We start from the raw sequence: 12,064 nt of genomic DNA, 5'->3' as shown, positions 1-12,064 counted from the left end.
AAACTCAGGGCTTGCTGGCCGTGGGGAACGGCCAGGCTGCCTGCGGATTCAGCGTCGTTTGCGCCGCGGGAGCGGGCGCTACGGCAGCAGCCTTGGCGGGCGCGGCGGCCTTGGCCTTGGGAGCCTTCTTTGCAGCAGGCTTCTTGGCAGCAGCGGCAGGCTTGGCGGCAGCGGGCTTTTTCGCGGCTTTCTTGGCCGCGGCCTTTTTCGCAGGCGCCTTCTTGGCGGCAGCCTTCTTCGCAGGCGCCTTCTTGGCAGCGGCCTTCTTCGCCGGAGCCTTCTTCGCAGCGGCCTTCTTGGCCGGTGCTGCCTTCTTGGCGGCTACCTTCTTCGCAGGCGCCTTCTTGGCGGCGGCCTTCTTGGCAGGAGCTGCCTTCTTGGCCGCAACCTTCTTCGCCGGCGCTGCCTTCTTGGCGGCTACCTTCTTGGCAGCGACCTTCTTGGCGGGAGCTGCCTTCTTGGCGGCTACCTTCTTTGCCGGAGCCTTCTTAGCAGCCACGACCTTCTTTGCCGGAGCCTTCTTTGCAGCGACCTTCTTGGCCGGCGCTTTCTTTGCAGTTGCCATTTCTATTTCTCCTTGATCAAGTTGAAAAAATCAACCTATTGAAGCACTCCACGCACGTTGGGTAGCGTGAAGTGATTCATGGCGTTGGAATCTGAGCCCCAGCACCATGAACACCTGAGCCCTCGTCCATGCCGCGCTCTTTGGCGCAGTCGGTGGCAAGGGCAATTCTTGAATTCATTAATTCTTGTCGAAAGATCTCAATCCCAGGAGAGCGCGCCACCCGATTGGTACTCGATCACGCGGGTCTCGAAAAAGTTGCGTTCTTTCTTCAGGTCAATCATTTCGCTCATCCAGGGGAACGGGTTTTCCTCGTTCGGGAAGAGCGTTTCGAGGCCGATCTGCTGTGCACGCCGATTGGCGATGTAGCGCAGGTAGCCCTTGAACATGGAGGCGTTCATGCCGAGAACGCCACGCGGCATCGTGTCTTCGGCGTACTTGTATTCAAGCTCGACGGCCTTCATGAAAAGGTCCTTGATCTCGGCCTTGAACTCCGCGGTCCAGAGGCCGGGGTTCTCGAGCTTGAGCTGGTTGATCAGGTCGATGCCGAAGTTGCAGTGCATCGACTCGTCGCGCAGGATGTACTGGTACTGCTCGGCGGCGCCGGTCATCTTGTTCTGGCGGCCCAGCGCGAGGATCTGCGTGAAGCCGACGTAGAAGAACAGGCCTTCCATCAGGCAGGCGAACACGATGAGCGACTTGAGCAGCGTCTGGTCGGTCTCGTGCGTGCCGGTCTTGAAGTGCGGGTCGCTGATGGCGTCGATGAACGGGAGCAGGAACTGGTCCTTCTCGCGGATCGACTGCACTTCGTTGTAGGCGTTGAAGATCTCGCTCTCGTCCAGGCCGAGCGACTCGACGATGTACTGGTACGCGTGCGTATGGATCGCTTCCTCGAACGCCTGGCGCAGCAGGAACTGGCGGCACTCGGGCGCCGTGATGTGGCGGTAGGTGCCCAGCACGATGTTGTTGGCGGCCAGCGAGTCAGCGGTCACGAAGAAGCCGAGGTTGCGCTTGACGATGCGGCGTTCGTCTTCGGTCAGGCCGTTCGGGTCTTTCCACAACGCGATGTCGCGCGTCATGTTCACCTCTTGCGGCATCCAGTGGTTGGCGCAGGTGGCGAGGTATTTTTCCCAGGCCCACTTGTACTTGAACGGCACCAGCTGGTTGACGTCGGTCTGGCCGTTGATGATGCGCTTGTCGGAAGCCTTGACGCGTTGGGCGGCAGCGGGAGCTGCGGCGGCAGCAACGGATCGCAGTGGTGCGGCGCCGTCATCGAGCGCGTTGAACGTGCGAGCTGGTTGTGCAATCGACGAAGTCGAAGCATCCACCGAACGACCTGCGGGCGAACCGAGGGTCGATGCGTTGTGGTGCTGCAATCCTTGTTGCATGTCCTTTGGTAAGGAGGGCTTGACTTCTTCGTCCCAGGTCAACATAGAAAAATCCAATGCTCAAATTATCGGAGTAACGATGTGAGTTGCAAAGTGCTCGTTCACATCGCACGCCATTTATGTGGTTGTTATGTTGCTCGCATGCATCGCGCGATGTCAGTCAATGTCGCCATTGAGTGAACGTCGCGCGTCTTTCGCATGCACCTCGCTGTTTTCTCGAAGCGTCGCGCGCATCTTTGCGATGCATTGCGCGACGCTTCACTTGCACATCACTGGCAGGCTTCGCAGGTCGGATCGTCCACACCGCAGAACGCGATGTCGGTGGCGGGCATTGCGCTCATCTGTGCCTGCGCGGCAGCAGCCGCGGCTTCGAGTGCGCTCATGCCCGAGGGTGCGTCGTTGCCCGACGACACCGCGTTCAAGCGGCCCGACTGCACCGTCGACTTCTCGGCGTGCGTCGCGCTCTGCGTGCGCAGGTAGTACGTGGTCTTCAGGCCGCGCAGCCATGCGAGCTTGTACGTGTCGTCGAGCTTCTTGCCCGATGCGCCGGCCATGTAGATGTTCAGCGACTGCGCCTGGTCGATCCACTTCTGGCGGCGCGCCGCAGCTTCCACCAGCCACGTGGTCTCCACTTCGAACGCGGTCGCGTAGAGCGACTTCACGTCCTGCGGCACGCGGTCGATGGGGCGCAGCGAACCGTCGAAGTGCTTCAGGTCCATGACCATCACGTCGTCCCACAGGCCCAGGCGCTTCAGGTCGCGCACCAGGTAGTGGTTGATCACCGTGAACTCGCCCGACAGGTTCGACTTGACCGACAGGTTGCCGAAGCAGGGTTCGATCGATGCGTCCACGCCGATGATGTTCGAGATGGTCGCCGTCGGAGCGATGGCCACGCAGTTCGAATTGCGCATGCCGTCGGCCTTGATCTTGGAGCGCAGCGCGTCCCAGTCGAGGGTGGCCGAGCGGTCGACTTCGACGTAGCCGCCGCGTGCCTTTTCGAGCAGGTCGAGCGAGTCGATCGGCAGGATGCCCTTGTCCCACAGCGAGCCCTTGTAGCTCGAGTACTTGCCGCGTTCGCGCGCCAGGTCGGTGGACGCCCAGTACGCGTGGTAGCAGATGGCTTCCATCGACTCGTCGGCGAACTGCACGGCTTCTTGCGAGGCGTACGGAATGCGCAGCTCGTACAGCGCGTCCTGGAAACCCATCAGGCCCAGGCCGACCGGACGGTGGCGCAGGTTGGAGTCGCGCGCCTTCTTTACGGCGTAGTAGTTGATGTCGATCACGTTGTCGAGCATGCGCATCGCCGTGGAGATCGTCTTCTTCAGCTTGACCTGGTCGACCTTGCCGTCCTTCAGATGCTGCAGCAGGTTCACCGAACCCAGGTTGCACACGGCGGTTTCTGTGTCGCTGGTGTTCAGCGTGATTTCCGTGCACAGGTTCGACGAGTGGACCACGCCGGCGTGCTGCTGCGGCGAGCGCACGTTGCAGGCGTCCTTGAACGTGATCCAGGGGTGGCCGGTCTCGAACAGCATCGTGAGCATCTTGCGCCACAGGTCGGTGGCCTGCAGGGTGCGCGCGGGCTTGATCTCGCCGCGGGCGGCCTTCTCTTCGTAGGCGACGTAGGCCTTCTCGAAGTCGGCGCCGAACAGGTCGTGCAGGTCAGGCACGTTGGAGGGCGAGAACAGCGTCCAGGTGCCCTTTTCCATCACGCGGCGCATGAACAGGTCGGGGATCCAGTTGGCGGTGTTCATGTCGTGCGTGCGGCGGCGGTCGTCGCCGGTGTTCTTGCGCAGCTCCAGGAACTCCTCGATGTCGAGGTGCCAGGTTTCCAGGTACGTGCAGACCGCGCCCTTGCGCTTGCCGCCCTGGTTCACGGCCACGGCCGTGTCGTTCACCACCTTCAGGAACGGCACCACGCCCTGCGATTCGCCGTTCGTGCCCTTGATGTGGCTACCGAGCGCGCGCACGCGGGTCCAGTCGTTGCCCAAGCCGCCGGCGAACTTCGACAGCAGCGCGTTTTCCTTGATCGACTCGTAGATGCCGTCCAGGTCGTCGGGCACGGTGGTCAGGTAGCAGCTGGAGAGCTGCGAGCGCAGCGTGCCGGCGTTGAACAGCGTGGGCGTGCTCGACATGAAGTCGAACGACGACAGCACTTCATAGAACTCGATGGCGCGCGCTTCGCGGTCGATCTCGTTCAGCGACAGGCCCATGGCCACGCGCATGAAGAAAGCCTGCGGCAGTTCGATGCGGCTCTTGCGCACGTGCAGGAAGTAGCGGTCGTACAGCGTCTGCAGGCCGAGGTAGTCGAACTGGTTGTCGCGCTCGGCCTTCAGGGCGGCGCCCAGGCGGGGCAGGTCGTACTGCAGCAGCTTCTCGTCGAGCAGGTCGTTCTCCACGCCCTTCTTGATGAACTGCGGGAAGTAGTCGGCGTAGGCGGTGGCACGCTCGACCGGCATCACTTCGCGGCCGATGATTTCCTTGAAGATCGTGTGCAGCAGCAGGCGCGCGGTGGCGAAGGTGTAGTCGGGGTCTTTCTCGATCAGCGTGCGGGCCGCCAGGATGGACGCCTTGTAGACCTCGTCGAGCGGCACGCCGTCGTACAGGTTGCGCATCGTCTCGGCGACGATCGGCGCGGCGGTGATGCTGTCGCCCAGGTTTTCGCAGGCCGATTCGATCAGGCCCTTGAGCTGGTTCAGGTCGAGCTCGACGCGCTCGCCGTTGTCCAGCACATGCAGCGTCTGCACGGCCGGCATTTCATGCTCGCCCTGCTTGGAACGCTCTTGCGTGCGGCGCTCGCGGTACAGCACGTAGGCGCGTGCAATCTCGTGGTGGCCGCCACGCATCAGGCCGAGCTCGACCTGGTCCTGCACGTCTTCGATGTGGAAGGTGCCGCCGCCCGGACGCGAACGCACCATGGCGCGGATCACGCCTTGCGTGAGCGTGTCGACCGTTTCGCGCACGCTGGCCGAAGCCGCGCCCTGGGTGCCGTGCACGGCCAGGAAGGCTTTCATCATCGCGATGGCAATCTTGTTCGGCTCGAAGGGCACCACGGCGCCGTTGCGGCGAATGATCTGGTAGTGCGCCAGGTTCTGGCCGCCAGGCGAACCAGCGGTGTCTCGAGGCTGCTGCGGCGGCGTCGAGGGAACGGCGCGCGGGGTCGATTGGGGGGTCAGGGCTGTTTGCATTCGCTTCCTCTCGGTTGGCAATTCTTGTTGGATGGCGACGTCTGGGCCGGGCCGGGCCGGACGTCACGCCGGTGCTGATGACCGGACGGAGGACACTATATCTAGGGTGTGGATGACCCACAAGCCACTACCGGTAGTGTTTTCCTTTAAACACACACACCGACAAAAATCTGTTCGGCGGGGCACACCGCCAGAGATGCCGCGTGAACACTGGCCTATGTTCTCGCAACCCGCATGGGGCTTGGCTTGCAAGGCGATTTGGGCTTGCAGCCCGCATGGTTGCTGGCTCGGGCATTTGCAATTCGCGTGGCGATTCGCGTCAACCGCAGCGAATCGCAGCCCGATGTGCGATTGAAAAAATTAGCGCTGCGCCAGCTGCGCGGGAAACATCTGTGGATTCCAGCCGAGGTGTTCGCGCAACAGGCGCCAGTCGAAGCCGGCGCCGGGGTCCTGCTTGCGGCCCGGCGCGATGTGCTCGTGGCCCGCGATGTACGCGATGGGATAGTGCTGCGCCACGGCGGCGCACAGGCTCGCGAGCGTCTCGTACTGGGGCGCCTCGAACGGCTGTCCCTCCAGGCCTTCGAGCTCGATGCCGATGGAGTCGTCGTTGCAGTTGCCGCGCCCGCGCCACGACGACACGCCCGCGTGCCAGGCGCGGTCGTCGCAGCTCACGAACTGCCAGAGCTCGCCGTTGCGCCGCACGAAGAAATGCGAGGACACCTGCAGCCCGCGAATCGACTGGAAGTAGGGGTGCGCATCCCAGTCGAGCTGGTTGGTGAACAGCTGCTGCACCGCGTCGCCGCCGTACTCGCCGGGCGGCAGGCTGATGGAGTGCAGCACGACGAGGTCGGTGGGCGCGGTGCCGGGGCGGGGCCCGAAGTTGGGCGAGCGCAGCGCCTTCGCGAAGCGGTACCAGCCGGCTTGCCAGAGGCCGTCGCCGCTGGGCGAACCCTCGGCCGCAGCGGGCGTGTCAGTCGTCGGCATGGCTGCTCGCGCCATCTTCGCCACTGGAATCGCCATGGGGGTCGCCGGTGGGGTCGCCGTTGGGCGTGGTGATGCCCAGGCGCGCGATGCGGTAGCGAATCTGGCGCAGGCTCATGCCGAGCCGCGCGGCGGCCGCGGTGCGGTTGAAGCCGCTCTCGTGCAGCGCGCGCACGAGGATCTCGCGCTCCTGCTGGTCGAGGTAGGCCTGCAGGTCGGAGGGCAGCGGCGGCGGGGCGGGCCTGGGCGATGCGAGCGTTGCCGTCGAAGCGAGGGCCGAGGCGGATGCGGATGCGGATGCGGCAGCCGGTGCGGCAGGTGCAAGAGGCGCCATGGTCATCGCCGACGAAGGCGCATCGAACGCCGGCATCAGCGGCGCCGGCGCGGACGCCGCGGCCTCGGCGGCGGCGGTGAAGCCGCCCATCAGGTCCAGGTGCAGCTCGTCGCCGTCGTTCAGCGCGACCGCGCGGTGCAGCAGGTTCTCGAGCTCGCGCACGTTGCCGTCCAGCGGGTGCAGCGACAGGCGGCGCAGCAGGTCGCCCGACAGCAGCGGCACCGGCAGCCCGCCGTCCTGCGCGATGCGCGCGAGCAGCGCGGCGCACAGCGCGGGCAGGTCTTCGCGGCGCTCGCGCAGCGCGGGCACGGCGATCTCGATCACGTTGAGGCGATAGAACAGGTCTTGCCGGAAACGCCCGGCCTGCACTTCGGCGTGCAGGTCCTTGTGGGTCGCGCTCACGATGCGCACGTCGACCGCGTCTTCCTGCGTCGAGCCGATGGCGCGCACGCTGCGCTCCTGGATCGCGCGCAGCAGCTTCGACTGCATGGCCAGCGGCAGGTCGCCGATCTCGTCGAGAAACAGCGTGCCGCCACGCGCGGCCTGGAAGTAGCCGTCGCGGTCTTGCGCCGAGCCGGTGTACGAGCCCTTCTTGGCGCCGAAGAATTCGGCCTCGAGCAGGTTCTCGGGAATGGCGCCGCAGTTCACGGCGACGAACGGACCTTCGCTGCGCTGGCTGCAGGCGTGCACGGCGCGCGCCACCAGTTCCTTGCCGGTGCCCGACTCGCCGCGCACCAGCACCGGCGCCATGCCGCGCGCCACTTTCGCGATGCGCGACTTCACGAGGCGCATGGGTTCCGAGTCGCCCACGAGGCGGTCGAGCGCGGCAATGCCGATGTCGGAAGCGGAAGCACCGAGCGACCCGAGCGGCGTGAGAGCCCCGAGCACGGACGACCCGCCGGCGCTCGCCGCCTGCGCGGACTTGGCCGCCACCGGCATCGCGTGGCGCGCCTGCACGGCGGACGCGACGACCGCGCGAAACTGCTTCAGGTCGACCGGCTTGGTGAGATAGTCGAACGCACCGGCCTTCAGCGCCTCCACCGCGTTCTCGGCGGAGCCGTAGGCCGTCATGACCACGCAGCGCTCGCTGCGCTGGTCTTTCTGTATGCGGTGGATGATCTCCATGCCCTGGCCGTCGGGCAGGCGCATGTCGGTGATCACCGCGTCGAACCGGCCGGCCTCCAGGTACTGCCAGGCTTCCGAGACGCTGCCCGCGGCCTCCACGCGATAGCCTTCGCGCAGCAGCGTCAGCTCGTACAGCGTGCGCAGGTCGGGTTCGTCGTCGATGACCAGGATCTGCGCCGGCCGCTGGGTGGAAGGGGTGGGGATGGTCACGGCGCTATTGTGTCAGCCGGTTTTCGCTCACGGCGAAGCTGACGAAGAATTCATTGCCCTCGGGCCCGCCCGCCACCAGCGCGCGGCGCTCGTAACCGATGGTGGCGCCGTGTCGCCGGCACAGTTCGCGGCACAGGAACAGGCCCAGTCCGCTGGAGCGGCTTTCGGAAGAGAAGAAGGGCTCGAACAGGTGGCGCTGCACCGCGGGTTCCAGCGGTGCGCCGTCGCTCCACACCATCAGGCTGGGGCGCGGCGTGCCCGCGCGTTGCAGCGTGGTCAGCACCTGGATCGCGCCGTCGCGCGTGCTGGCATAGCGCGCGGCGTTGTCCATCAGGTTGACGATCAGCCGGCGCAGGTGCTCGGCGTCGAAGCGCACGTCGGTGCCGGGCGCATCCAGCGCCACGTGCACGCCCTTGCGCTGCGTCTGGCGCATCCACTCCTCGGCCAGCACCTGCACCGCGGGGTCGAGCACCACCTGCTCGCCCAGCGACAGCACGCGCTGCTGGCGCGCGCGCGAAACGTCGAGCACGTCGTCCACGATGCGTGCGAGCCGCTGCGCGTTGTGCTGCACCATGCTCGTGAGCTTGCGGTGCGCGGGGTCGGTGAGGTCTTCGGCGAGCAGCGCGCTGGCCTGCGTGATGGCGGCCAGCGGGTTGCGAATTTCATGCGCCACCGCGGCCGACATGCGGCCCATGGCGGCGAGTTTCTCTGTGCGGATGCGCGCCTCGAGCTCGCGCAGGTCCTGCAGGAACATCACGCACAGGCTGTCCACGCGCCGCTCGCTGGTGGGCGTGAGCCGCGTGCGCACGCGCACCTCGCGCGCCGCGCCGCGTTGCTGCGCCACCGGGATCTCTTCGGTCTGCGGTTCGCGCCGCGCGAAGGTCTGGCGCGCTAGCGCGGCCAGTGCGTGCCACGCGGGCTGCGCATGCAGCGGAAACGGCAGCGCCAGTTGCGCCAGGCCGTGGCCCAGCACGGCGTCGGCGGCCGGGTTGGCCGCATGCACCAGGCCTTCGGCGTCGATCACCAGCACGCCTTCGCTCAGCGTCTCGATCACCAGGTCGTTCACCTGCGCCTGCATCTGCGCGCTGCTGCGGCTGCGCTGCGCCACGGCTTCCTCGCGCGCCAGCCGCCGGGCCAGCTCGTGCGCAAGCAGCGCCACCACGAACAGGCCGGTGCCCGTGAGCGCGGCCTGCACGAAGCGGCCCGAGGAATCGACCGGCTGCTGCAGCCAGTGCCAGCCCGCGTCGGCCAGCAGCAGCAGCGTGACGCTGGCGGCGGTGCCCAGGCTGACGGTCATGGTGCCGAGCACCGCACTCATGAGCACCGGCAGCGCGAACAGCGGCGTGTAGTTGACGCTGCCGCCCTGCAGCAGCTGCAAGGCGGTGAAGGTGCCCAGGTCGATGCCGATGGTCAGCAGCCACAGCGCGGTGAAGCCGCGAATCGGCGGCTGGAAGCGCGTGTAGCGCATGCCCAGCCAGCTGGCGACCACGTACAGCGCCGAGATGGCCATGGCCACCGGCTGCATCGGCTGGCCGAGCGCGAAGGCCACGCCCTGCAGCAGCACCAGCACCAGCGCGACGAAGCAGCGCGCGCCCATGAAGCCGCGCCACAGGCGCGTGAGCGCGGTGCTCTCGCCCGGGCCCAGGTCGAGCACGTCCCAGTCGGTAACGGGGTCGGCCAGCGACCGCGGGGGCGAGCTCATCGCGCCGTGGCGGCGTCGCGGTGGGCGGTGCTGCAGTAGACGGCGCCGCCCGAACCCGCGGGCCCGGCGATGGCGTCGGTCGCCGGCAGGTGCAGCCCGCAGTGGGCGCAGCGCACCATGGCCTTGGGCGGGCCGACCTGCGTGGGCGCGCGCTGGGCCTTGGCCGCGCGTTCGCGCTGGGCGTCGCGCATTTCTTCGCGCCGGTTCTTGCGCCAGAGCCAGATCGCGATCCACAGGACCGCGAGAACAAGGAGGTATTTCATACAGGAGGACGGGCCAGCACCACTTCGAGCACGAAGCGCGAACCGACATAGGCCAGCAGCAGCAACGCCGAGCCGGCGTAGAGCACGCGCCGCGCCGTGCGGCCGCGCCAGCCGAAGCGGACCCGCCCGATCAGCAGCACCGCGAAGGTGAGCCAGGCGAGCACCGAGAAGGTGGTCTTGTGGTCCCACTTCCAGGCGCGGCCGGCCGCGCCGTAGAGCTGTTCGCTGAACAGCAGGCCGGCCAGCAGCGTGGCCGACAGCAGCACGAAGCCCGCGGTGACGAAGCGGAAGGTGAGGCGCTCCAGCGTCAGCAGCGGCACGCCGCCCTGCGGCTCGGCGGTGGCCAGGCGAATCTGTTTTTCGGCCCGCGTGATCAGCCAGGCATGCACCACCGCCGCGCCGAACAGACCGTAAGAGGCAATGCCGAGGGCCAGGTGCAGCGGCAGCCACGGCGAGGCCGTGACATGCAGCGGCGTGCCCGGAAACAGGATGGCCAGCAGCACCGCGGCCGCGCCCAGCCAGGCGAGCGCGCGGCGCACCTTCAGCTGCGGATACATGCGGCTTTCGACCGCGTAGACAGTGAGCACCAGCCACGCGGTGACCGACAGGGCGGGGGCGAAACCGAAGCGCGGCTCGCTGCCGACGAGGCCATGGGCCAGCACGGCGGCGTGCAACAACCATGCGATCCCGAGGGCCCACTGGGTCGATTGGCGACTCAGCCTTGCGCCCGCGGCGGCGGCAAAACCATAGGCAATCGCGGTGGCGATGCCCAGCGCCACGCCGAGTGGAGAGGGGATCGCTAAAATCATCGGCCGGAGTTTAGCGTCTCGCCCTTGCGTTGCCCGCGCCCGACTTCAAGTTCTCCCCTCGTCTCCAAGACTTCCACCGGCCCGCCGCAGCGGGCAGCAAGGCATCCCGCTCATGGCCACCGCCCTCACAGAAAAGTTTTCCCGCCTCGTCAAGACGATGAGCGGCCAGGCCCGCATCACCGAAAGCAACGTGCAGGACATGCTGCGCGAAGTGCGCATGGCGCTGCTCGAGGCCGACGTGGCGCTGCCAGTGGTGCGCGACTTCGTCGCCCGCGTGAAGGACAAGGCGCTCGGCCAGGAAGTGCTGGGCTCGCTCAAGCCGGGTCAGGCGCTGGTGGGCATCGTCAACCGCGAGCTCGCCGCCACCATGGGCGAGGGCGTGTCCGACATCAACCTCGCGGCCCAGCCGCCCGCGGTGATCCTCATGGCCGGCCTGCAGGGCGCCGGCAAGACCACCACCACCGCCAAGCTGGCCAAGCACCTGATCGAGAAGCGCAAGAAGAAGGTGCTCACCGTGTCGGGCGACGTGTACCGGCCCGCCGCCATCGAGCAGCTGAAGACCGTCACGAAGCAGGCCGGCGCCGAGTGGTTCCCGAGCACGCCCGACCAGAAGCCGCTGGACATCGCGCGCGCCGCGCTCGACCACGCCAAGCGCCACTACTTCGACGTGCTGCTGGTCGACACGGCCGGCCGCCTGGCCATCGACGAAGTGCTCATGACCGAGATCAAGCAGCTGCACGCCGAGCTCGACCCGGTGGAAACGCTGTTCGTGGTCGACGCCATGCAGGGCCAGGACGCGATCAACACCGCCAAGGCCTTCAAGGAGGCGCTGCCGCTCACCGGCATCATCCTGACCAAGACCGACGGCGACTCGCGCGGCGGCGCGGCGCTGTCGGTGCGCCAGGTCACGGGCGTGCCCATCAAGTTCGCCGGCACCAGCGAGAAGATCGACGGCCTGGAGGTGTTCGACGCCGAGCGCCATGCGGGCCGCATCCTGGGCATGGGCGACATCGTGGCGCTGGTGGAGCAGGTCACGGCCGGCGTGGACGTGGCGGCGGCGCAGAAGCTCGCGGCCAAGGTCAAGAGCGGCGCGGGCTTCGACCTGAACGACTTTCTCGGCCAGCTGCAGCAGATGAAGCAGATGGGCGGCCTGTCGAGCCTGATGGACAAGCTGCCCACGCAGATGGCCGCCAAGGCCACCGAGGCCGACATGACCCGCGCCGAGCGCGACATCCGCCGCAAGGAAGGCATCATCCAGAGCATGACCCCGCTGGAGCGCCGCAAGCCCGAGCTGCTGAAGGCCACGCGCAAGCGCCGCATCGCGGCCGGCGCCGGCGTTCAGGTCCAGGAAGTGAACCGCCTGCTCAACGAGTTCGAGCAGATGCAGGGAATGATGAAGAAGATGAAGGGCGGCGGCCTGATGAAGATGATGAAGAAGATGGGCGGCATGAAGGGCATGGGTGGCATGGGCGGCCCCGGCGGTCCCAAGCTGCCGTTCTGAGCGA

9 protein-coding genes are annotated in these 12,064 nt (G+C 66.9%); 1 reads left to right on the top strand and 8 read right to left on the bottom strand.

Features of this window, described 5'->3' with window-relative positions; translation table 11 throughout:
* Positions 1-4: 4 nt before the first annotated feature.
* The 8 genes from AB6807_RS33960 to AB6807_RS33925 all read right to left on the bottom strand — a co-directional run bounded on the left by AB6807_RS33960 (position 5) and on the right by AB6807_RS33925 (position 10,559).
* Positions 5-565 (bottom strand): histone H1-like DNA-binding protein, encoded by a 561-nt coding sequence (locus AB6807_RS33960; protein WP_116910535.1) that lies wholly within the window; start codon positions 563-565, stop codon positions 5-7.
* A gap of 197 nt (positions 566-762) precedes the next feature.
* Positions 763-1,995: a ribonucleotide-diphosphate reductase subunit beta gene (locus tag AB6807_RS33955; protein ID WP_116910534.1), complete on the bottom strand. Its 1,233-nt coding sequence runs from the start codon at positions 1,993-1,995 to the stop codon at positions 763-765.
* 224 nt (positions 1,996-2,219) lie between these two features.
* Entirely contained in the window at positions 2,220-5,135 is a 2,916-nt protein-coding gene (locus AB6807_RS33950) for a ribonucleoside-diphosphate reductase subunit alpha (protein WP_116910533.1), read from the bottom strand.
* A 360-nt stretch (positions 5,136-5,495) separates the two neighbouring features.
* Positions 5,496-6,119, bottom strand: a complete 624-nt coding sequence (gene ampD / locus AB6807_RS33945) for a 1,6-anhydro-N-acetylmuramyl-L-alanine amidase AmpD (protein ID WP_371087999.1) — start codon at positions 6,117-6,119, stop codon at positions 5,496-5,498.
* On the bottom strand, positions 6,106-7,785 hold the full coding sequence (locus AB6807_RS33940) for a sigma-54-dependent transcriptional regulator (RefSeq protein ID WP_371087998.1): 1,680 nt from the start codon (positions 7,783-7,785) through the stop codon (positions 6,106-6,108). The genes ampD and AB6807_RS33940 overlap by 14 nt, the downstream gene beginning before the upstream one ends.
* A gap of 4 nt (positions 7,786-7,789) precedes the next feature.
* Positions 7,790-9,487 carry a nitrogen regulation protein NR(II) gene (locus AB6807_RS33935; protein ID WP_116910531.1) on the bottom strand — a complete coding sequence of 566 codons (1,698 nt, stop codon included), beginning with the start codon at positions 9,485-9,487 and terminating at the stop codon, positions 7,790-7,792.
* Positions 9,484-9,750 (bottom strand): PP0621 family protein, encoded by a 267-nt coding sequence (locus tag AB6807_RS33930; protein ID WP_116910530.1) that lies wholly within the window; start codon positions 9,748-9,750, stop codon positions 9,484-9,486. Before AB6807_RS33930 ends, AB6807_RS33935 begins: the two co-directional genes overlap by 4 nt.
* On the bottom strand, positions 9,747-10,559 hold the full coding sequence (locus tag AB6807_RS33925) for an inner membrane protein YpjD (protein ID WP_286518008.1): 813 nt from the start codon (positions 10,557-10,559) through the stop codon (positions 9,747-9,749). Before AB6807_RS33925 ends, AB6807_RS33930 begins: the two co-directional genes overlap by 4 nt.
* Before the next feature lie 112 nt (positions 10,560-10,671).
* Here AB6807_RS33925 and ffh point away from each other — a divergent pair, with 112 nt between their 5' ends.
* Positions 10,672-12,060 (top strand): signal recognition particle protein, encoded by a 1,389-nt coding sequence (gene ffh / locus AB6807_RS33920; protein WP_286518009.1) that lies wholly within the window; start codon positions 10,672-10,674, stop codon positions 12,058-12,060.
* The last annotated feature ends 4 nt before the right edge of the window (positions 12,061-12,064 follow it).

Source organism: Variovorax sp. RCC_210, assembly GCF_041355175.1.
Lineage (GTDB): Bacteria > Pseudomonadota > Gammaproteobacteria > Burkholderiales > Burkholderiaceae_C > Variovorax.
Note: the sequence above shows the minus strand (reverse complement) of the source record. Positions and strands in the feature narration are given on the sequence as shown.